This window comes from Bacillus sp. F19 (genome assembly GCA_023823795.1).
Taxonomy (GTDB): Bacteria; Bacillota; Bacilli; order Bacillales; family Bacillaceae; genus Bacillus_P.
On record CP085710.1, the window covers coordinates 2,546,828 to 2,569,753 of the forward strand.

Annotated in this window: 21 protein-coding genes and 1 pseudogene; 4 read left to right on the forward strand and 18 right to left on the reverse strand. The window is 41.1% G+C overall.

The genetic code is table 11. The annotated features are described in order from the left end of the window. The first annotated feature begins 410 nt into the window (after positions 1-410). Genes pxpB through LIT25_13000 form a run of 4 tightly spaced genes read left to right on the forward strand, consistent with a single transcriptional unit; the run spans position 411 to position 4,109 of the window. Positions 411-1,121, forward strand: a complete 711-nt coding sequence (pxpB, locus tag LIT25_12985; GenBank protein ID USK31597.1) for a 5-oxoprolinase subunit PxpB — start codon at positions 411-413, stop codon at positions 1,119-1,121. 2 nt (positions 1,122-1,123) lie between these two features. Beyond that, positions 1,124-2,113, forward strand: coding sequence for a biotin-dependent carboxyltransferase family protein (locus LIT25_12990; protein USK36270.1), 990 nt, complete (start codon positions 1,124-1,126; stop codon positions 2,111-2,113). 13 nt (positions 2,114-2,126) lie between these two features. Then, positions 2,127-2,897, forward strand: coding sequence for a LamB/YcsF family protein (locus LIT25_12995; GenBank protein USK31598.1), 771 nt, complete (start codon positions 2,127-2,129; stop codon positions 2,895-2,897). Between the two features lie 21 nt (positions 2,898-2,918). Further along, a complete protein-coding gene (locus LIT25_13000; protein ID USK31599.1) occupies positions 2,919-4,109 on the forward strand; it encodes a divalent metal cation transporter in 1,191 nt (396 codons plus the stop codon). Positions 4,110-4,158: 49 nt separating this feature from the next. Here LIT25_13000 and LIT25_13005 read toward each other — a convergent pair whose 3' ends face one another. The 18 genes and pseudogenes from LIT25_13005 to LIT25_13090 all read right to left on the reverse strand — a co-directional run bounded on the left by LIT25_13005 (position 4,159) and on the right by LIT25_13090 (position 22,890). Continuing rightward, positions 4,159-4,878 carry a lactate utilization protein C gene (locus LIT25_13005; GenBank protein ID USK31600.1) on the reverse strand — a complete coding sequence of 240 codons (720 nt, stop codon included), beginning with the start codon at positions 4,876-4,878 and terminating at the stop codon, positions 4,159-4,161. After that, the gene (locus LIT25_13010) at positions 4,875-6,293 is read right to left on the reverse strand and encodes an iron-sulfur cluster-binding protein (protein ID USK31601.1); all 1,419 of its coding nucleotides are present in this window, start codon (positions 6,291-6,293) and stop codon (positions 4,875-4,877) included. Before LIT25_13010 ends, LIT25_13005 begins: the two co-directional genes overlap by 4 nt. 1 nt (position 6,294) lies before the next feature. Then, the gene (locus tag LIT25_13015) at positions 6,295-7,017 is read right to left on the reverse strand and encodes a (Fe-S)-binding protein (protein USK31602.1); all 723 of its coding nucleotides are present in this window, start codon (positions 7,015-7,017) and stop codon (positions 6,295-6,297) included. Positions 7,018-7,119: 102 nt separating this feature from the next. After that, on the reverse strand, positions 7,120-8,442 hold the full coding sequence (locus tag LIT25_13020) for a (Fe-S)-binding protein (protein ID USK31603.1): 1,323 nt from the start codon (positions 8,440-8,442) through the stop codon (positions 7,120-7,122). After that, the gene (glcD, locus tag LIT25_13025; protein USK31604.1) at positions 8,439-9,851 is read right to left on the reverse strand and encodes a glycolate oxidase subunit GlcD; all 1,413 of its coding nucleotides are present in this window, start codon (positions 9,849-9,851) and stop codon (positions 8,439-8,441) included. Before glcD ends, LIT25_13020 begins: the two co-directional genes overlap by 4 nt. Before the next feature lie 88 nt (positions 9,852-9,939). Further along, positions 9,940-11,073 (reverse strand): helix-turn-helix domain-containing protein, encoded by a 1,134-nt coding sequence (locus LIT25_13030; GenBank protein USK31605.1) that lies wholly within the window; start codon positions 11,071-11,073, stop codon positions 9,940-9,942. 139 nt (positions 11,074-11,212) lie between these two features. Beyond that, a complete protein-coding gene (locus LIT25_13035; protein USK31606.1) occupies positions 11,213-11,785 on the reverse strand; it encodes a DJ-1/PfpI family protein in 573 nt (190 codons plus the stop codon). Positions 11,786-11,849: 64 nt separating this feature from the next. Further along, the gene (locus LIT25_13040) at positions 11,850-12,443 is read right to left on the reverse strand and encodes an iron-sulfur cluster assembly protein (GenBank protein USK31607.1); all 594 of its coding nucleotides are present in this window, start codon (positions 12,441-12,443) and stop codon (positions 11,850-11,852) included. Between the two features lie 64 nt (positions 12,444-12,507). Further along, entirely contained in the window at positions 12,508-12,660 is a 153-nt protein-coding gene (locus LIT25_13045; GenBank protein ID USK31608.1) for a hypothetical protein, read from the reverse strand. Positions 12,661-12,889: 229 nt separating this feature from the next. Beyond that, the gene (gene rpiA / locus LIT25_13050) at positions 12,890-13,567 is read right to left on the reverse strand and encodes a ribose-5-phosphate isomerase RpiA (protein ID USK31609.1); all 678 of its coding nucleotides are present in this window, start codon (positions 13,565-13,567) and stop codon (positions 12,890-12,892) included. 272 nt (positions 13,568-13,839) lie between these two features. After that, positions 13,840-14,529: pseudogene (locus tag LIT25_13055) on the reverse strand (2OG-Fe(II) oxygenase). Next, on the reverse strand, positions 14,522-15,055 hold the full coding sequence (locus LIT25_13060; protein ID USK31610.1) for a methylated-DNA--[protein]-cysteine S-methyltransferase: 534 nt from the start codon (positions 15,053-15,055) through the stop codon (positions 14,522-14,524). The pseudogene LIT25_13055 and the gene LIT25_13060 overlap by 8 nt, the downstream one beginning before the upstream one ends. Beyond that, positions 15,030-15,638, reverse strand: a complete 609-nt coding sequence (locus LIT25_13065; GenBank protein USK36271.1) for a bifunctional transcriptional activator/DNA repair enzyme AdaA — start codon at positions 15,636-15,638, stop codon at positions 15,030-15,032. The genes LIT25_13060 and LIT25_13065 overlap by 26 nt, the downstream gene beginning before the upstream one ends. A gap of 235 nt (positions 15,639-15,873) precedes the next feature. Next, entirely contained in the window at positions 15,874-17,655 is a 1,782-nt protein-coding gene (locus tag LIT25_13070) for an L-lactate permease (protein ID USK31611.1), read from the reverse strand. Positions 17,656-17,853: 198 nt separating this feature from the next. Further along, positions 17,854-18,627 (reverse strand): IclR family transcriptional regulator, encoded by a 774-nt coding sequence (locus LIT25_13075; protein USK31612.1) that lies wholly within the window; start codon positions 18,625-18,627, stop codon positions 17,854-17,856. Between the two features lie 74 nt (positions 18,628-18,701). Next, a complete protein-coding gene (locus tag LIT25_13080; GenBank protein ID USK31613.1) occupies positions 18,702-19,478 on the reverse strand; it encodes a fumarylacetoacetate hydrolase family protein in 777 nt (258 codons plus the stop codon). Positions 19,479-19,491: 13 nt separating this feature from the next. Further along, a complete protein-coding gene (locus tag LIT25_13085; protein ID USK31614.1) occupies positions 19,492-20,679 on the reverse strand; it encodes an NAD-dependent malic enzyme in 1,188 nt (395 codons plus the stop codon). A 30-nt stretch (positions 20,680-20,709) separates the two neighbouring features. Beyond that, the gene (locus LIT25_13090) at positions 20,710-22,890 is read right to left on the reverse strand and encodes a malate synthase G (protein ID USK36272.1); all 2,181 of its coding nucleotides are present in this window, start codon (positions 22,888-22,890) and stop codon (positions 20,710-20,712) included. Between the last annotated feature and the right edge of the window lie 36 nt (positions 22,891-22,926).

Sequence of the window (22,926 nt, forward strand, 5' to 3'; positions counted from 1 at the left end):
CTTTTTCTCCATACTGCTCTCATCCTTTTTTGGACAAATAAAAAACTGTGCATAAAAACACAGCTGAGCAGGCACCTCTCATATGCTATGATTTGTTCTTAACTCATCGATCTGCGCATAGTTAAATAAGCGCTGCAAAAACTTTTTTTTGCACGCTGGACACAGAGATGACCGTATGAAATTACGGATTAGTTAAGAACGACACCTAACATATAACAAAACCCCTTTTTAAGGATGATTGTATGGAGAATGATAAAAGCTTACCTCAAATTTACTTCACTTTCCTTTTCTTGTCAAACCCAAATTATTAAAAATCTTATTTGAATTCTGAGCGCTCTTATTATAAGATGAACTACATCTAATATGAATAACTTATTCATATTTATACATCAATTTTAGGAGGTGCTGAAATGGAGTTTACCCTAAGTCCCTTAGGTGATGCCGCAATAATTATCGAACTTGGAAAGAAAATTGAAATGAATATTCATGAAAACGTTCAGCATGTTTTCTCCTATTTTGATCATCATTCGCCTGATTGGGTGATTGAATGCATTCCTGCGTTCACAACAGTCACGCTTATTTATGATCCTATTAAAGCAGGCAGGGCCAACCAGCATTCCCTTCCCTATCAGATTGTTTCAGAATACATAACAGAAACGATGAAAACCTTGGATAAAACACAATCTGAGTTTGGAAGAACAATTGAAATCCCAGTGTGCTATGGCGGAGAGCTCGGTCCGGATCTGGAATTTGTAGCAGAGCATAACAAGTTATCAGCTGAGGAAGTGATCGGCATTCATTCAGCCAACGAATATTTAGTGTATATGATTGGCTTTGCTCCCGGTTTTCCTTATATTGGCGGAATGTCTGAAAAAATCGCAGCACCAAGAAGAAGTTCTCCAAGATTAAAGATACCCGCTGGCTCAGTTGGAATTGCAGGAAGCCAGACAGGTATCTATCCGATTGAGACACCAGGCGGATGGCAATTAATTGGACAAACCCCTTTAAAACTGTTTCAGCCTGAAAGGAAATCTCCTAGTCTATTAAAAGCCGGGGATGTTATTCAATTCAAACCGATCTCATATGATCAATTTCTTGAAGAAAAGGAGAAAATGATATGACGATTAAAGTCAAAAAATCAGGACTTCTGACATCTATTCAAGATCTTGGCAGATATGGTTCCCAAAAGTATGGTGTAATCGCAAGCGGTGCGATGGATACCCTCTCTCACAGAATCGCCAACATGCTTGTAGGAAATTCTGAGAACGAGGCAGCAGTTGAAATGACGATGCTCGGAGCCCATTTTGAATTTCAGTCAGATTCACTGATCTCTATTTGCGGCGGAGATTTATCACCCGTTCTGAATGACCGGCCTGCAAAAATGTGGCGGCCGTTATTTGTGAAAAAAGGCAGTTTGCTTACATTTGGAAGGGCTAAAAAAGGATGCAGAGCTTATCTTGCAGCCGCTGGGGGATTTGATGTTCCCGAGGTGATGGGAAGCAAATCAACCTATTTACGAGCAGGAATTGGCGGATATGCAGGAAGAGCTATCGAAAATGGGGACATACTATCTTTTGGAAAGATGTCTGAGCAGTCCACTACCCTTTTTGAACGTTTTTTTGACTCTGCTCCTTATTCGGAAATTGATTGGTCCGCATCTCCGGAATTTTTTCCTTTCTTAAGAGAGGATGTATGCGTACGTGTTGTAAAAGGAAGGCAATTTGATGACTTTACAGAGGAAAGCCAATCTCTGATCTTCTCTGAACCTTTTAAAATCACGCCTCAATCTGACCGCATGGGCTACCGGATGGAAGGTCCCAAGCTTACATTAGAAAACAAAGCAGAAATGATTTCGGAAGCTGTCACCTTTGGAACCATTCAAGTTCCTGCTGACGGGAACCCGATTATTCTGCTTGCTGACAGGCAAACAACGGGAGGATATCCGAAGATCGCACAGGTAGCATCTGTCGATTTGCCCTACCTTTCCCAATTCAAACCTGGAGAAGTTGTTCAATTTAAGGAAATATCGCTCGACGAAGCTCAGGAGCTGCTGATTGATAGAGAAAGAAGATTGCAGCACTTAAAACAGGGGCTGTTCCTAAAAACGAGTTAGGGAGATGATTATCATGCATAAAGTTGATTTAAACTGCGATATGGGAGAAAGCTTTGGCGCTTATAAAATGGGGAATGACGAAGAAATATTGAATTACGTTTCTTCGGCTAATATTGCCTGCGGCTTTCATGCCGGTGATCCCTCAACAATGAGAAAAACGGTTAAACTTGCGATTGATAAAAGCGTTGGAATCGGGGTCCATCCCGGTTTTAATGATTTATCAGGGTTTGGAAGAAGAAATATTGACCTCACTCCTAAAGAAGTATATGACCTGGTTGTCTATCAAATTGGAGCATTATCTGGCTTTGCCGCAGCTGAAGGAGGATCTCTCCAGCATGTGAAACCGCACGGTGCCCTTTATAATATGGCTTCTGTAGACAGCCACATCTCAGAAGCCATTGCTGAGGCGGTTTACAAAGTTGATTCGAACCTGATTCTCTTCGGCCTTGCCGGCAGTGAATTAATTAAAGCCGGAGAAAAATTAGGTTTAAAAACTGCAAGTGAGGTCTTTTCTGATAGAACGTATCAGGATAATGGCACGTTAACCTCAAGACGAGACCCCCGCGCATTGATTGAGGATCACGAAACGGCAGTAGCTCAAGTGATACGAATGGTGAAAGATGGGAAAGTCACATCGCTTTCCGGAAAGAACCTGTCAATTAAAGCAGATACTATTTGCATTCATGGAGATGGCGCACATGCCCTTCAATTTGCAAAATACATATCCGATGCCCTGCAGCATGCAGGAATAAGCATCAAAAAAGCAAGCAAAGTTCTTACTTAAAAACATTCAGGAGGTATCACCATGAAAAAACAATCAAACTTCAGCCTGCTGCTTGGAGCAGCCTTTTTGATGGCAACTTCTGCCATCGGCCCTGGATTTTTAACTCAAACCACTCATTTTACACAGGTTCTAGCTGCAAGTTTCGGGTTTGTGATTTTGATGTCTGTCATTATTGATATTGGTGCACAGCTGAATATATGGCGCATCATTGCAGTGGCTGAGAAACCAGCTCAGGATATAGCGAATGCTGTACTCCCTGGTCTTGGGTATTTTATCTCTATCTTAATCGTGCTTGGGGGACTTGCATTTAATATTGGGAATATCGGCGGAGCTGGACTAGGCACAAATGTGATGTTCGGGATGTCTACTCAAACAGGAGCCATCCTGAGCGGCATCATTGCAATTGGGATATTTCTTGTAAAAGAAGCCGGTAAAGTGATGGACCGTTTTGCACAAGTAATGGGTTTTGTCATGATTGCCCTTACCCTTTATGTCATGGTTTCTGCCCAGCCGCCTTTAGCTGAAGCAGCTATAAAAACGGTTAAGCCTGACACTATTGATTATCTGGCGATTGTCACTCTTGTAGGAGGAACTGTTGGAGGATATATCACATTTGCCGGAGGACACCGATTGCTTGAAGCTGGCATTAAAGGACAAGCAGCCCTGCCTCAAGTAACGAAAAGCTCCATCTCTGCAATTGGCATTGCATCTATCATGCGCATATTCTTATTCTTAGCTGCCTTAGGTATTGTTGCTCAAGGGCTGGTTTTAGATCCTGCCAATCCTCCAGCTTCTGTTTTTAAACACGCTGCAGGAAATGTCGGATACAGAATGTTCGGAATTATTATGTGGGCAGCTGCTGTGACGTCTGTAGTCGGTGCTGCTTATACATCTGTTTCTTTCATAAGAACCTTCAACCCAATGATTGAGAAATATCATAAATGGTTTATTGTTGGATTTATTGCAGTCTCCACGTTTGTATATGCTATAATCGGGGAACCTGTTAAAATTCTTATTCTGGTTGGTTCACTCAACGGGTTAATTTTACCTATCGCCCTTGCAGTTATGCTGATTGCTGCACATAAAAAGAAAATTGTCGGTGATTACAAGCATCCTGTATGGTTAACTATTTTTGGCGCATTGATCGTTGTAGCCATGTCACTTATGGGCGGATACTCGCTTATTAATGGAATTCCGAAATTATTTGAATAAGTATAATACCCCGTCTGCCATCCAAGCAGCCGGGGTTTATTTATAAGATCTATTTATCATGAACAACAATATAGGATGCTTTTATCGGCCCGTGAACCCCAACAATCAGATTAAGTTCGATATCGGCACTGTTGCTTGGTCCCGATATAAAGTCAACACATGACGATAAATGATTACCCTTTTTAATTAGGGCACTTATTTGTTCAGCCGCTTGAGTCAATCTTGGTACAATCGTGCTTTTTGGAATGATGCAGAGACAGGTTTTAGGAAGGAGATTTATGGACCTGCCTTTGCTTTTATCACTGAACACCACAACGGTTCCTGATTCAGCGAGGGTCATGTCGCTGAATATGATTCCGATATCGGCTCTTTCCGAAGCTTCAATATTTTTCTCTTTTAATTTGTGATCCCATTCGTGAACATGTATGCCAGAATTTGGCCATGCTTTCGTGATTTCATTAACCAAACCAAATTCTAGAAAGCGTTCGTCTTTGGCGATTACCGCTGATTTTACCTCATATTCGTCAAAAACATGCATCATTTTATCAGAAAGCTGAGAAGCAGTCGTTTCAATAAACTGTGTATGGATTAACAGACACTGCTTTTTTAAAACTTCTACTAGCTCATCTGCATCCGCATGTCTTAATACTTCCCATTGAGGAGTAGTGGACCAATCGGGTTTAGTAACTTCTTTTCTTCTGCCCCTGCCGAGTTTTGCAGCAACTGTTTCAAGAAATGGATCCCGATTTTGTATGTTGCCTTTTATCATTTCTCCTCTCTCCCCTTCATCCAATCTCTAAATCTCTCTTTACTTGGAGCAGGAAAGTCCCGTACATCTGTCCAAGGCTTGATAGGGCCAGGTCCTTTTTTGATGCTGCCTGAACTCGTAAATGGCGACATCACCGCTGATGCTGATTTTGTTCCAGCTCCATATAAATTTGGCGAGCTTGCAGCCAACTGGTAGCCTTTCATTGCAAGCTTTTCCCCAAATGTCGATTTCCCTTCATCTTCGACAATTTTTCGGCGGTGCTTGATTAATAGTTCATGCAGAGGAATTTTAACAGGGCAGGCATCTGTACATGCTGCACATAGAGATGATGCGAAAGGAAGCTCTTTGTAATCTTCATAGCCTCCAAGCAGCGGCGAAAGGACGGCACCGATTGGACCCGCATAGATTGATCCGTAGGAATGACCTCCAATATGACGATAAACAGGACATACATTTACACAGGCAGCACAGCGGATGCAATGAAGAGCACTTTGAAACTCAGTGCCTAGTATATTTGAACGGCCGTTGTCTACGATAACGAGATGAAATTCTTCTGGACCGTCTGCATCCCCATCGTCTTTTGGACCAGTTAATCCCGTAATATAGCTCGTTAACTTTTGTCCTACTGCGCTTCTGCACAGCAAACTGACTAACACATCAAGCTCTTCCCATGTAGGCACGATGCGCTCCATCCCCATCACCGTTATTTGTGTTTTCGGCAATGCTGTTACAAGGCCTGCATTTCCTTCATTCGTTACCAAACTGATTGAGCCGGATTCTGCTACTGCAAAGTTACATCCCGTGATGCCCAAATCTGCGCTTAGGAAATCCTTGCGAAGCTGCTCTCTGGCGAACAGGGCGAGCTCTTCAGGCATTTCTGTTTTTTCGTAGCCGCGTTTTTCTTTAAATGTATCACGAATTTGTTCTTTGTTTTTATGAAGTGCAGGAACAACAATATGCGAAGGGGGATCATGGTCATCAAGCTGAAGAATATATTCCCCAAGATCTGTCTCAATCACTTCACAGCCTGCTTTTTCCAAAGCATCATTCAGGTTGATTTCTTCTGTTACCATCGACTTTGATTTGACAACCTTTTTTGCTTGTTTCTGCATAGCAATATCTGTTATGTATTTGTTAGCTTCTTCTTTTGTTGCGGCAAAAAAGACATGGCCGCCGCGTTTTGCAACATTATCACTCAGCTGCTCCAAATAATAATCCAGGTTTTCCATTGTATGTGTGCGGATTTCTTCCCCAAGTTTCCGCCACTCTTCCCAATTACCAAGCTCTTCCGTTGCCTGAAGGCGTCTTCCCTGCATTCGTTCTTGTGCAGAAGCAACGGCATTTCTCATGAACGGATTGTTTACTCCTTTTTCAACCCGGTCGAAAAAAGCTTCGTTTCCTATTTTCATTGGCATGTCATTTCACCCCGCTATTCAGTACTTCTGCAATATGCATCACTTTTATAGGAATCCCTTTGCGGTTGATTCTGCCGCCGATGTTCATCAAACAGCCGCAGTCTGCACCTATTAAAAGTTCAGCATCCGTATCTTGAATATGCTTTACCTTCTCGTCTACCATTTGCTCTGAAATAGGAACCATTTTAACAGAAAACGTTCCGCCAAATCCGCAGCAATCATGACTGTTGGGAAGCGGCGTAACATTTAAACCGCTTACATTCCGAAGTAATGTTTCAGGAGCATCCGTCACCCCTATGAGCCTGGTCATATGACACGATTTATGATAAGTAGCATGGACTGGAAGATACGCATTTACATCTTCAACTTTCAGCACGTCGACTAAAAATTGTGTAAGTTCAAATGATTTTGCAGCAAGCTGATGTGCCTTTTCTCTCCAATCAGGATCATTTGCAAACAGTCCCTTATATTCATGCAGCATGGCCACACATGAACCGGATGGCCCTACAACATAATCAGATTGTTCAAAAGCTGTGATCATATGCTTTGCCACTTCTTTTGTTTCCTTATGATAGCCGCTATTATAGGCAGGCTGGCCGCAACAGGTCTGACTGTTTGGGAAATCAACCTCACAGCCAAGCTTTTCAAGCAATTCAACCGTGCTTTTACCGACATTTGAATAGAATACATCTGCTAAACATGTAATGAACAAGGATACTTTCAAAAAAACTCCTCCTATTCTTTTAGTCTATTTCTTTATTATACACTATTTGAATATTTGGATATTTCTAAAAGGTTCTATAATGATATAGAACCTTTTACCTCATTATTCAGTTTCAATTGATTCAATCAGCAAATCGGCCAGGTGAATGGCACGGGTATTTTCTTCAAGTCCTTCTCTAACAATGCCAAGCTTCATTTGCAGCAGACATCCTGGATTTGCCGTTACAATGGTATGCGCTTTTGTTTCCTTAACACGCTCCATTTTATAATCAAGAATCTGCATGGACATTTTTTCTTCCGTCAGATTGTAAATGCCTGCTGAACCGCAGCACTGATCGGCTTCTTTCATTTCTCTGAATGTGACTCCCGCTATTGAATGCATTAGGATTCTCGGTGCACTTGATGTTTTCATAACATTCCGCAAATGACAGGAATCCTGATACGTGATGATTTGATCTGGCAGTGATAAATCCTGTTCCATGAAATTTTGCAGTATCAAGATTTCTGAGAAATCTTTCACTTTTTCAGAAAAAGCCTTTGCCCGGTCTTTCCACTCCTGCTCATCCTTTAACAGGTGATCATATTCAACAAGTAAAGCACCGCAGCCGCCGGCATTCAGAACGATATCATCAACTTCGAGTGATTCAAATGCTGCAATGTTTTGCTTTGCAAGTTCCTTAGCTGCCGACTTTTCTCCGCCATGTGCATGCAAGGCTCCACAGCATACTTGCATCTCTGGAAGAATGACGTCACACCCGGCCTTTTGCAAAAGCTTTATGGTTGCATTGTTAGTATCCATGAACATCGTATCCATTAAACAGCCCGTGAAAAATGCAACCTTCCTCACTGTTGTTCCTTCAGCTTTAAATGATGATGGCCGGTTATTCAGTTCTTTTTTTCCTGGAATAACAGGCAGGATTTTTTCCATGTCAGCTAAATTACCCGGCAAAATATTCAGTACTCCCGTTTTCTGAACCGCCTTTTGTATTCCGCTCTTTTGATAAAAACTTAATAAATAATGAACTTTCTTTAACCGCTCTTTATGTGGGAAAAGCTGATCAAACACTACATGTCTGAGTACTTTGACAGGCCACTTGTGCTTCTTTTTCTGCTGAATGATATCTCTTGCCTCTTCAAGCAAATGTCCATATTTCACGCCAGAGGGACAGACCGGTTCACATGCACGGCAGCCCAAGCAGAGATTTAATTGCTTTTCAACCGAGTCATCAGGCTCAATTAAGCCGTCAACTACTCCTTTCATAAGCGCAATTCTCCCTCTTGGTGATGCAGCTTCATACTGATTGGTTTGACCGTAAGTTGGGCAGGAAGGCAGACAAAAACCGCAGCGCATGCAGTTCATGAGCTCGTCATAGTCTAGTCGTTCTTTAAATTCAGTTTGAATTTCTTTAGCAGTTGTTTGATTCATGAAGAGATCACCACTCTTTTTCTTGAATCCTTTGCAAATATCTTTCCGGGATTCATGATTCCATGTGGATCAAGAGATGATTTGATTGCTTTCATGGCAGCTATTCCTTCTTCCCCTATTTTCATGGCTAAATAAGGAGATTTCATTTCACCTACGCCATGCTCACCAGTAATAGTGCCTCCCAGTTCGATCGCTTTTTGAAAAATTTCCTCAAAAGCAAGTTCCACCCGGTGAACCTCTTCCTTATCACGTGCATCTGTCAGGCAAGTAGGATGAAGATTTCCGTCTCCGGCATGGCCAAATGTACATATCTTCAGGTTGTATTTTAAAGCAATCTGATTAATCGCTTGAACCATTTCACTTATTCTTGAACGAGGAACTGTTGCGTCTTCAAGAATGGTTGTCGGCTTCATTCGTGCCAGGGCAGACAAAGCTGATCTTCTTGCCGTACTCAGTGCTTCTGCTTCTTCTTTTGATTTTGCAATTTTAACAGAAACAGCGTTACCCTGTTTGCAAATCTCTGAGATTGCCAATATATCACGTGCAACTACCTCTGGAGGACCATCTTGTTCGATCAGCAAGACAGCGTTTACATCAGTCGGCAAGCCCACCTTTGCAAAATCTTCGACTACCTCGCATGTAGGCTGATCTAAAAATTCCAGGGTAGCAGGAATGATTTTATTTGCGATAATGGCTGAAACCGTTTTGGCTGCTGCATCCATGTCTTCAAAAAGAGCCAGAAGTGTTTCCTTTGTTTCTGGGATTGGAATCAATTTCAAGATGGCTTCCGTCACAATTCCAAGTGTTCCTTCCGAACCAACAAAGAGACTGGTCAAATCATAACCGGCTACATCCTTAGCGAGTTTTCCTCCGGTACGAATGATGTCTCCGTTAGGCAAAACGACTTCAAGGCCCAGAACATAATCCTTCGTTGTACCATATTTAAGACCTCTCAATCCGCCAGAACACTCATTAATATTTCCGCCGATTGTCGAGATTTTCATTGAGCTTGGATCTGGCGGGTAAAACAAGCCTTTTTCTTCAACGGCTTGAATGATATTCAGCGTAATCACGCCAGGCTGAACAATTGCTGTTAAATTCTCTTCATCAATTTCCAGAATTTTATTCATGTGATTAAACAGCAGAACGATGCCGCCTTCTGTCGGACAAGTGCCTGCACTTAAGTTAGTGCCTGATCCGCGTGGAACAATCGGTATACCTGTTTCGCTGCATATTTTTAAAATCGCTGAAATTTGTTCTTTATTTTGAGGCATGATGACTCCGTCTGGCATCGCTTGAAAGTTTGGCGTAGCATCATATGAATATACCAGTCTCGCTTCATTCGAATCTTGAAAATAGTCCTTTCCTACGACGTCGATCAATCGTTTCTTTATGGATTCATTAAGCATTTTGAACGCCCCTCTCTATACTATTCATTATAAAGAGAACTATGCGAAAAACCTATGTATGAACATACAAAAAAACATATAAAAATAACTATATTTTTGTATGTTTATCTTCACTTAAAAAAGACAATGCGAGATAAAACATAGCAATCCCCTCAGCACATTTTGGATCGATACCCGTCAGTTCTTTTATTTGCTTAAGTCGATAATGAAGCGTATTAATATGGATATGAAGAGCATCAGCAGTCTTCTTTAATGAATGATTATGTGAAAAGAAGGATTTTAAGGTGATCAGCAATTCGGCATCATTTCGGATTGATGAAATGACTCTGTCTAAAAAGACCTCTCTTGTCTCCTCAGTCACTTCCTCTAAAACAATATCCAGCAGCAGATCATCATAGCAAACAGCACGATTTCTCTTTTGAGAAACTTTTAATGCTTTTCCAGCCTCCTGATACGATTTTTGTACATTTTCAATTGATTTTCCGCCGCCAATTGAAATGGAAATTTGACAGTTCGTTAAAAAATCCAAACGAAGCGCTTCCAGCTCCTGTTTTAAAATCTTCACCGATTTTGAATGGCGTGTATCTTTAAATAGGACAAACCGTCCATGACCCCAGCGCAAAAGAAAGTCATTTTTGCAGGCTGCAAATTTTGAGTCAAACCATGATGAAAGTTTAGTTTGAACTTCTTTATACTCTTCTGCAGATAAGGATTGATCCACTTGAAAAAGAAGACATAAATAGGGAATTGTTAAGTCAACGCCCAAAATATGGCCTCGATCAATAAAATCCTGATCTATGTTATTCGTATAGATCCATTCATAAAAGAATGATTCAAGTCCCCTTTGTTCCCATTCTCTTTTCTCCACAAACGCGGCCTCGCGGATGATGAGTTCGGTCATTCTTCTGATTATTTCTGCATAGGGTTCGACATTTGAGGGAATTCCGGTGATGCCGATGACGCCAATAACTTCATGTTCAAAAAAGATTGGTAAATTGATGCCTGGTTTCACTCCTTTAAGTTTTTCAGCTTTTCCTTCTGTTATGTACAGCTTCTTTTTAGTCTCCATCACTATGGATGCGCCTTCATGAAAAGAGTTCACCCTCTTTTCATCTGTTGAAGCAATGATCGTTCCGCTTGGATTAATGACGATGAAATCTTCGGAGATCACACGCTGCACTTCATTTATGATTTTTTTTGAAAGTTCAGGCACAAGCTGCACAGGGACACCTTCTTCATCTAGTTTTCTTAAGTTTAGCAGGTTTTTTTATAAAAAGACTGCAGGAAAGTCATTCCTGCAGTCTTTTTTGAGTTATCGGCATCGGTTATTTGCGGAACGTACAGACGCCTGCGCTCGCTGCTTATACGTTTGCTTCTTTTTTTACATTTAATAGTTTAAAGAATTCTCTCATAAATCCAGGTAAATCAGGCCATGCATGCCCTGTAACTAAATTTCCGTCCACATGTAGCATTTCTTCTATATATGTAGCTCCGGCTGCCTCTACTTCTGGACGACATGCTGAATACGCAGTCATTTCACGTCCTTGAATGTATTCTCTGACAGTTGTTAAAACTAGCTGTCCGTGGCAGATGACGCCCAGCGGTTTGTCTTCTTTTAAGAAATGGGCAGCAATTTCCTGAACCTTTGTATTCATTCGGATATATTCCGGTGCACGTCCTCCCGGAATAATCAATCCGTCATAGTCAGCTGGATCAATGTCATCAACAGAAGCATGAGAATCTATTTTATATCCCCATTTTTCTGTGAAGGTTTCCATCTCAGGTAGAAAATCATGAACAACGGTCTGCAGCTTTTTTTTCACAGGTGAAGCAATGGTACAATTAATATCATCTTCCAGACAGCGATAATATGGATAAAATACTTCCAAAGCCTCTACAGCATCCCCAGTTAAAATTAACACATTTTTACTCATAACTATTCATCCTTCCCATTCCTAAAATTTATTTCAAGAATGCAATGCATTCATGATCCAAGTTTTATCTTTCTGCAGGTTTTGCTGGTAAATCATACAGACCTCTGCAGTACTGGCCTCCTATATCCATACTGAGTTCGTTTTGCTCCAGGCAAATACTCTGAAAATGTTTCTCGAATGAGTGCATCCCGTCAGGAGTAGTAAAAGCAAGGGATGTTTTATGGTCAAATAATTCTTTTTTGGACAACTCATTTTTAAGAAGATATTTTATTATTTTTTCCTGTCTGGCATAAAACGCTTTTATTTGGAAGGTTTGACGCAGTTCCTCTAAATCACCGCCAGATAATTTGCTGAAAGACTCACTGAAGCGTTTCCGGTCTTTCACACCATTGTTAATTTCATCTGAAGCACAGTGATCAATTAAATTGACCTTTACCTCTTTAACCCAGCCTAATTCGGACACATATTTATTGATATCCTCTGCCATGATGAAAGCGAAGTTGGATGAACACCAATAGGCTGGCAGACGGAATATGACCTCTACACTATCCTGATCAATATCTATAGAATCAATAAATCCTAATTCTGTTAAGGGCTGATCTAACTCAGGGTCATGAACTTTATCAAGCCTCTTATATACTTGTTCTTCTTTGTTCATCGGAACACCTCCCTGTTTTAATAGATTTCTTTTTATACTCTATGAGCTGCAAGTTCACAGCCGCTTAATAGTACTTTCTGTGCTTCAATGTCAATGTTATATAGCCTTGCTGCATTTTCAGCCCTACATGCTCCACAATAAAATTCAGCTCTGGAAATGCGCTTGCAGCATGATCGATATCAGCAACATTGAAAGCATCTCGATTAAGAGGAGTCACGATAGGACCTTTAAAGTTAATAAAACGATGTCTTAACAACGGGTTCTGTAAATGATATCTGTATATTTGTAATATTCCAACTGAATTATAGTAGCCGTTTTGTGAAAATGATATATAGATAAATCCAAAATTAAGAAGAGATTACTCATTAATTTTTGTAAAAAGAAACAAATGCATTGGATAAAAAAACATGTGCAGTCTAATCAGCACATGTTTTTTCTGCATCTCACTATTTGTTATTTTCCTTCATTAAGACTGTTTTTTTATTAGCATCTAAAGTAATTATGACATCGGCCATTTTTGTAAACAAACCATTTTCGACTACACCAGGGATCATATTAAGAACGGTTTCCAATTCATTAGGCTGTGAATTTTCAGGAATCTCACAGTCGAAGATATAGTTGTGATTATCAGTAATATAAGGATTCCCATCCGAGAGCCTCATTTCAGGGATACAGCCAGTTGAGCTGATTTGTTTTGCAGTCTGCTCATATCCAAATGGAATCACTTCAACTGGAAGCCGAAATGACCCCAGTTTTGCTGACAATTTAGACGAATCTGCTACAACTATAAAGGTATTAGCTGCTGCCGCAATGATTTTTTCCCTTAATAGGGCTCCCCCGCCTCCTTTTATCAGATTAAGGTCAGGATCTACTTCATCCGCACCATCGATTGCCAGATCAAGATAAGTGATCTCTTTAAAACTTGTAAGTGGTATTCCGAATTCTTGTGCCAGTTTTTCTGTTGCCTTTGAAGTAGGGATCCCTTTCATTTGGAGTCCTTCTTTAACCAGCTGACCAAGCTTCTCAAGCGTGTAGTATACAGTTGAGCCAGTACCAAGACCTACGGCCATGCCGTCTTTAACGAATTCAGCAGCTTTTTCACCGACTAGTTTTTTTTCATTCATTGGTTTCTCCTTATACATTTGAATTAATCATATCCTATTTCTTTTAAATCCCTGTTTTCTGAAAGGTTATTTTTACAATTAAATTTGTTTAATTGAAGGGTATATGGTGTTGACAGAATGTTTTTGGATCTGAGCAAACTGGTTCTTTTAAAATATATAACGCTATATTAATCGCACATCCAGCAAAGCAAGCCGCGGACAGAAAGAAACGACATGTTAAGAATTGTTTTAGGTTTTTTATCTAATAATTGAGTTCTCATCTTATATCGTCTTTACTTTGCATCGTGAAAAATAATTCCCAATCCATATCGCGTTCCAGTTAACAGGGTGCTGACCCCATGTCGTACCGTATTTTTGTAAAAGCCGCGCTTTCCTTCTACCGGCCGGTGGCTTGCAAGGAAAAATAAGCGCTTCCCCTTGTTCTAATGTAATCACATGCCCCCTGCAAGAATGGATTCGCCACCAGTGTAATCCTCTCCTCGCTTGCTTAACGTAATCAGAACTTGAAACGGAAAAAATACTTCCCCATATAAATCTTGATGCAGACAGTTATAACCCCCATCTTCATATTTCAGTATTAAAGGTGTTGGGCGGTTCTGTCCTTTTTTATGGCAAACTTCTAAAAATGCTGCCAGTGTATCTGGGTATTCAGCTTCCTTGCCCAACAGCTCTAACCATCGATTGGCTGCTTTTGAAAGCTCCGGGTAGAATGAAGTGCGCAGCACCTGCAATAATGAAGGTAATGGAGAATCAAAATATTTATATTCCCCTTCACCGAAGCGATAACGACTCATATTTATAGTGCTGCGATACAGCCCTTCTTGTTCATACAGCATCATAAACTCTCGACATTGTTCAGGATTAAGCAGCGGGGGCAATTTTACAAACCCTGCCTTGTCTAATGCCTGATGAATTTTGTCCCAGCTGAGTGAATTAATTTTAGAACTCACTTCATTATGCATTTGGCATCCCCACATTTTGAGTTTCTAATTGGAGCAGATATTGTTTCATTTCCGTGCCTCCCCTGTAACCTGTTATAGCTCCATTCTTTCCAATGACACGGTGGCACGGAACAGTAATCAAAACCGGATTGGCACCAATTGCTGTTCCAACAGCACGGACCGCTGCAGGTCTTTGAACGAGCGCAGCTATATCTGAATAAGAACATGTTTTCCCATAAGGAATTTGCTTTAAGGCTTCCCAAATTGCTTCTTGAAATGGTGTTCCTTTTACATCTAATCTTAATGAAAAAGATTGCCGAATACCTTCAAAATATTCTCGCAGTTCATTCATATATGGCATTAAAGATTCTTCATTTTCGATTAGGCTCGCATAAGGAAAGCGTTTTTGCATCAAGGCGTAAAGCTCCTCAAACGTTTGACCTGGTGAACCTATATAACAAAGTCCTTTTTCAGTCTTAGCTACATATAATTGCCACTGGCCGTATTCCAGAATGCCCCATTTAATGATTTGTTTTTCCGTGTTCATCTCTATTCACCGGCTCCTTCTTCAAGTTTTGGCGGTAAGCTATTCGATAGCCTGATGGTGTATATCCCAACTTCTTTTTAAATAGCGTAATAAAATATGGTGTGCTTGAGAATCCCACAGCAGGCCCGATGTCAGATATCGATAACCCGGTTGTCTCAAGCAGATAGATTGCTCTTTCCAGACGTATTTGCTGTACATATTCAGATGGTGATATGCCTTTAACACGTTTAAACAATCGCTGCAGGTGATAAGGACTGCCATGGGATATATCCGCCAATGTTTGCAATGTTAGAGACTCAAAATAATGCTGATCAATCCATTGAACAATTTGTTCGATCCATTCCTCAGCAGGCAAATGCAAGCCGTCGGGTTTACATCGTTTACAAGGTCTGAATTTTTCTTCTAAAGCAATGTATGCATTTTTGAAGATTCGCACATTTTCTTTATTGGGCTTCCTTGATTTACAGGAAGGACAGCAAAAGATGCCTGTCGTTTCTACACCATAGTAAAACTTGTCATCATACGCTGAGTCACATTCTGTAATGGCCTTCCAGTAAACATCAGAAATGTTCGGTTTTTTCATATCCAACTCGTTCACCTCCGTTTTCAGTATATACTTTTAACGTTGGGAACCAAACACTTACTCAATATAATAGCAAGATAAAGTAATTTAATAATAAAACTATTAATAGCAGATTTTTATATGATTCAGAAAGGTGCTTCCTTTCAACTATACCTTCTTGCAATAACAGAAAAAGCCTATTTCATCTAACATAAAAAGCTGCCATTTAAAATGGCAGCTTCTGCAAAAATAAATCCTATGATTTCATATTTCGATCATTGCCCACAATCAATGCTGCACGCTTCTGATTCGTTGCCACTATATAAATGGCAGCCATTGCAATCGCTGCAGCAACATAGGAGCCAAGATTGAAGATTCCTTTTTGTGAATACCATACAATCGAATAGCCGACTGCACCAGATAAAAGAGCATAATAACAGAATGGAAATAACGTTTTCCTAATCACAACTCCTTCTTTTCCAATTAACCCTACTACCGCTGATGCCGCAACGACATTATGAACACAAATCATGTTTCCTGCAGCTCCTCCTACGGCTTGAAGCGCTACAATCCAAGTAGGATCTACACCAATTTGTGAGCCAACATCATATTGGAATAAACTGAACATCATGTTGCTGACCGTGTTGCTTCCGGCGATAAATGCTCCAATTCCACCTATGAAAGTAGCGAAAAACGGCCAAAATTCACCTGCTATTGCAGCTGCTCCGTTTGCGAGTTCGATTGGCATCGCGTCAAAACCCGCTGCTCCTCCTTTTGAATTTGTAAATACCTGAACCATTGGCACTGTAAATACAAGTGCTGTAGAAGCGGCTAATGTAGTTTTAGCTGATTGAGACCATGCCAATTTGTATGCGCTCCCATTCATCCCATGAAGAAAGAAAGTAATGAGTGATACTAAGATAAAGATGGTTCCAGGCAAATAAAGCGGCTGAAAGCTTGCACTGACTTCAGAGCCGAACATGTTCGGAAACGACACAACCCATGATTGAAGCCAATCTATTACAGGAAGCGCTTTCAATCTTGAAATTACTAAAAATGCTCCAACTAGAATATAGGGTGCCCACGCTTTAAGCATGCTCATATTTCCGCTCTTGTGAGTGATATCTTTCATTTCAAGTGAACCCGTCCACTCAGGATCCCATTTTGACTTTTCTTCAAAATCCCATGCTTCTTCTTTTGGCGGCATCAGGAAACCCTTTTTAGCAGCGAAAACTACAATTGCAAGTCCGGTCAAACCGCCGACCATTGATGGAAACTCGGGTCCTAAAGTATTTGCTACGATGACATATGGAATCGTCATAGCAAATGCTGAAAACAATGCAAATTTCCAAACTTTCAATCCTTCAGTAAATGATTTGTTTTTACCGAAATATCTGGTCATCAATGCGACTACGAACAGCGGAATCAGCGTTCCGGCAATCATATGTAAAATCGCAACCTGACCTCCAATTTCGGTGACAAGTGCAAGGAAATCATCCGTAATGCCAGCATCTGCAGATAAGCCTGTTTGAACGCCGACAAGCATTGGTGTTCCAACGGCACCAAATGAAACTGGAGTACTTTGAATGACCATTCCAGCAATAACAGCTGCCATTGCCGGAAATCCAAGTCCGACCATCAAGGGTACAGCAACAGCGGCCGGTGTTCCAAAGCCTGATGCTCCTTCAATAAATGAACCGAACAGCCACGCGATGATGATGACCTGAATGCGTCTGTCCACTGAAATATCCGTAAAGCCCTGACGAATGGTTTTTATTCCTCCGCTCTCCTGCAGTGTGTTTAACAGCAGGATCGCCCCGAAAATAATATACAGCAGCGTGGCTGCTACCACTAGTCCATTGACAGATGCTGCTGCAACTGTTGCTCCAGGTACTTTCCATACAAACAGCGCAAGTCCAATCGCGGTTAAATACGATATTGGCATGGCTTTGCTGGCTGGCCACCTGAGACCTACCAAGAAGATTCCCACAACTAAGATCGGCAGCAGTGACAAAAATCCCAACATCCCGGTACTCAAAAACATTTCCCCCTTTTTGTTTCGAAATGCGCAGCATTTACAAGTAAAGAAACATGTTATACAAAAATATTTATTATTGTTGTATAACAAAAGTTACCTCGATAATATTTGGAATATTTAATTTCTTTTATTTCTCAAAAAAAATTTGTCCGGTATACCTATAAAAAAGTGAACCCGAACAAATCATACAATTTAAGATCATTCTTTCTTTTCAAAGCCAAGTCTTGCGGATATTTGCCTGCCGATGTGCTGCATGCGGGACTGAAGCTGTTCCAGCCTATGTTCTGTCATTCGTATAGTTGGACCTGAAATACTGACAGCTGCGATTGCATTGCCTATATGGTCAAAAATCGGCACGGCAATGCATGTGATCCCGTTTTCATTCTCTTCAAGGTCCAAAGCATATCCCTTTTGTCTGACGGTATTCAGCTCCAAAAGGAAATCATCTTTATTTGTAATCGTTTTGTCCGTATGCATTGGCAGGCCTTTCCGCTCTAAAATATCCAAAACCACACTTGATGGAAGATGGGCAAGAATCGCTTTTCCAACTGATGTACAATGCATTGGAGCACGCTTGCCGACTTTTGAGTGCATCCGCAGTGTTTCACTTCCATCAAGCTTTTCTATATACACAACCTCACCCTGATCATACACGACTAAATGGATGACCTCATTTGTTTCATTTTCAAGCTCCTGTAAATACATTCTTGCCTCAGCTCTAAGATCGATTGATTCAAGCAGCTTTGAGCTGATTTCCAGGAATTTATAGCCAAGCTTGTACTTTCCCGTCTCAGCATCCTGTTCTGCATATCCGTATTGCACTAGCGTAGACAATATCCTGTAAACGGAGCTTTTGTTTATATCGATTTGATTCGCTATTTCGGTAACCCCAAGTCCGCCTTTTTTTAAACTTACGAGCGTGATTATATCAAGTGCCCGGCTGACGGACTTTACCATATTTTCTCGATCCAATGCTCTCACCTCTGGTGCAAATTGACTTTAACTCTAGTATATCCTGCCTGATTCCGGGTAAAGAAAAGGATCATTTAACTTTTAACGCTTTCTCGTGCTTTGGCAAATGAATTCCTCAGAATGCCGATTTCCTTGATTTCGCATTCAATGACATCACCTGTATTGACTAATTCTGCCCCAACAGGACTTCCTGTTAATATCACGTCCCCTGCATTTAGGGTCATAACGCTGGTCAAATAGGAAATCATTTTTCGAATCGAAATAATCATGAGTTCGGTCGGGCTATCCTGTTTCAAAGTCCCGTTTAATCTGGCTTCCACATTCACATTGAATGGATCCAGCTCTGTTTCAATCAATGGTCCTAAAGGCGTGAATGTGTCAAATGATTTTCCGATTGTCCAGTGTCCGTCTCCGTGGAAAAAGGCTGGAGCTGTTACGTCATTTCCTACAGTGTAGCCAAATACATAGTCCAGAACATCTGATTCACGGACATTTTTTGCCTCTTTCCCGATGATAATTGCAAGCTCTGACTCGAATTTCACCTGTTTTGCACCATCAGGTATGACAATTTTTTCTTCCGGTCCAATTACGGATGATGTCGGCTTGAAAAAAAATACCGGAATTTCAGGCAGAACCTCAGGCAGATCCTTCTTATCAGAAACATAGTTTGCACCTATTCCGATAATCTGATTTGGCTGTAAGGGCGCTAGAAGCTGAGCCTGTTCTCTTTGAAAAGAACGGCCTGTATACTCCCAGTCTTTAAACATATCACCTTGTATTTCTTTGATTTCAGAGTCTTGTAAAACTCCATGATAGATAGCTGACTGATCTGTAAATCGGACAAATTTCATGGCTGTAATCCTTTCAAACAGTTGATTTGCGGGCAGCTCCAGATCTGACGGCTGCTTTTGCAACAGCTTCTGATACAGCGGCGGCAACTCTTTTATCAAAAGCATGCGGAATGACATACTCATATTCAAGCTCTGATGGTGTAATTAAATCCGCAATGGCATAGACAGCAGCCATTTTCATTTCCTCATTGATTTCAGTGGCATGCACTTGCAGGGCGCCTTTAAAAATCCCTGGAAATGCCAGGACATTATTGACTTGATTAGGCAAATCTGACCTTCCTGTTCCAACGATCACTGCTCCAGCCGCTTTTGCAGCTTCAGGCATGATTTCCGGATCAGGATTCGCCATGGCGAAAATAATTGCATCCTTATTCATCCCTTGAACCATTTCAGATGAAACAGCTCCCGCAGCAGAAACGCCAATAAAAACGTCCGCATTCTCTAAAGCCTCGCCGAGCGAACCTTGGAATAAGCTTTTATTTGTCAGCTCTGAAATCAATTCTTTCATCGGATTCATGCCGGAAGATCTTCCTTTGAATATTGCGCCTTTCGTATCACACATGATGACATTTTCTGCTCCCATTTCAAGGAGCAGCTTAGTAATCGCAATTCCGGCAGCACCGGCGCCATTTACAACGATTTTCACTTTTTCAAGGCGTTTATTAACCATCTTTAGAGCATTTATCAGTCCTGCTGCTGTTACAATTGCTGTTCCGTGCTGATCGTCGTGGAAAACCGGGATATTCATTTCCTGTTTTAAACGTTCCTCAATGATAAAACAATTTGGAGCTGAGATATCCTCTAAATTAACTCCGCCAAAAGTAGGTTCCAGCGCTCTCACAATTGCAATGATCTCATCAGGATCATTCGTATTCAGACAAAGCGGAAAAGCATCAATGTCGGCAAATGCTTTAAATAAAGCGGCTTTTCCCTCCATTACAGGCATTGAAGCGGCTGCTCCGATATTCCCTAAGCCTAATACAGCTGATCCGTCTGAAATGACAGCTACCAAATTGCCCTTCATCGTATAGTCGTATATTTTTTCTGGATTTTGATGAATTTCTCTGCAAGGCTCTGCCACCCCTGGGGAATAAACAAGACTTAAATCATGTGAATTTTCTACAGAAACTTTAACAGTAACACTTAATTTCCCATTTGAACGCTTGTGAAGTTCCAGCGATTTTTCCCGAAGGTGCTGCATTGCCTCATCTCCTTAAAATAAATGAATAGGTTATTGCTTTACAGCAAATTTAGCTTTAGCTTCTAAACGGCGTCGATGCAGAATTGGTTCTGTGTATCCATTTGGCTGATCGTAGCCTTCAAAAACAAGGTCGCATGCTGCCTGGAAAGCAACCGAATTTTCGTAATTAGGCGCCATCGGCAGATAACGCGAATCTCCTTCATTCTGTTTGTCTACAACTTTGGCCATGCGTTCAAGTGTTTCTTTCACTTGCTCTTTCGTGCAGATGCCATGGTGCAGCCAGTTTGCAAGATGCTGACTTGAGATCCTGAGCGTTGCACGGTCTTCCATCAGGCCGACATTATAGTAATCGGGCACTTTTGAGCATCCGACGCCCTGTTCGACCCAGCGAACAACATATCCAAGTATTCCTTGTGCGTTATTATCAAGCTCCTGCTGAATTTCCTCCTTGCTCCAGTTTGCTTTTTCTGCAGCAGGAATGGTGAGGATGTCATTTCTTAGATCCTTCACATCATCCTTAAGCTGATTCTGGACTTCTGTTACATCTATCTTGTGATAGTGCAAGGCATGAAGTGTAGCTGCTGTAGGTGAAGGAACCCACGCGGTGTTTGCTCCTGCTTTTAAATGGCCAGACTTTTGCTTAAGCATCTCTGCCATTAAATCCGGCATCGCCCACATGCCTTTGCCAATTTGGGCACGGCCCTGAAAGCCGCTTTCAAGGCCTGCATAAACATTTGATTTTTCATAGCCCTGAAGCCATGCTGAAGATTTCATATCATTTTTAGGAATCATTGGGCCAGCTTCCATAGAAGTATGAATTTCATCGCCGGTGCGGTCCAAGAATCCTGTATTAATGAATGCGATTCGGTCTTTAACTTCACGTATTGCTGCTTTCAAGTTTAGAGACGTCCGTCTTTCTTCATCCATAACCCCGATTTTAATGGTATTGCGTTCAAGCCCGAGCAAATCCTCGACTTTATTAAAAAGAGTGTTGGCAAAAGCAACTTCTTTTGATCCATGCATCTTCGGTTTAACAATGTAGACAGATCCTTTTGAAGAGTTTTGATATTGTCCGGTTCCGAGTAATGAGTGTTTTGCAAGCATTGCAGTCATCACGCAATCGAGGATGCCTTCTTGTATTTCATCACCGTTTTCATCAAGAATGGCATTGTTCGTCATAAGATGACCTACATTTCTTACAAACATGAGCGATCTCCCTGAAAGAGTAAACTCTTCGCCATTTACTGAGGTATACGACCGGTCAGGGTTCAAGGTCCGGATCATTGTTTGGTTGCCTTTATTGAAAGTTGCTGCTAAATTTCCTGTCATTAATCCTAGCCAATTTCGATAGACGATAACTTTATCATCAGCATCAACAGCTGTAACGGAATCTTCACAATCCATTATAGTGGTCAGCGCTGCTTCAAGCAGAATATCTTTTACGCCGGCTAGATCTGTTTTGCCGATTGGATGCCTGCGGTCAATTTGTATTTCAAAATGCAGCCCGTTGTTTTTTAATAGGATTGCAGCTGGAGAATTTGCTTCCCCCTGGTAGCCAGCCAATTTTTCTTTCTCTTTAAGAACTGTTTTTTGACCGTTGCTTAACGTGACTGATAATATTCCATCCATAATCACGTATTCTGCAGCATCTTTATGGGATGCATCTTTTAAAGGCACTGTTTCATCAAGGAAATTGTGCGCAAATTCAATGACTTTTTCTCCGCGCACTGGGTTATATTGTCCTTTGCTGTGTGCACCGTCCTCTTCACTGATGGCATCTGTACCGTAAAGGGCGTCATATAGGCTGCCCCAGCGTGCATTTGCTGCATTGATGGCATAGCGCGCATTATTGACCGGCACGACTAATTGAGGTCCAGCCTGAACAGCAATCTCATCATCAACATTTTGTGTTGTAATCTTAAACTCTTCTGCCTCAGGCTCCAAATATCCAATTTCATACAAGAATGCTTTATACGATTCAACATCAAATGTTTTATTGTTTTCCCTGTGCCATGAATGAATTTTGTTCTGAATCTCATCGCGGATTTTCAATAGTTCTTTGTTTTGGGGAGTCAGCTCCTTAACAATGGCCTCAAAACCTGACCAGAATGCATCCTGATCTAAACCTGTCTGCGGGAGTGCTTCTGAATTAATAAATTTATAGAGAGTGTCTGCTACCTGGAGATTGCCTTTTTGAATATAGCCTTTCATCATTCGTTCCTCCTTGTGTTTGTTATTACGAAACGT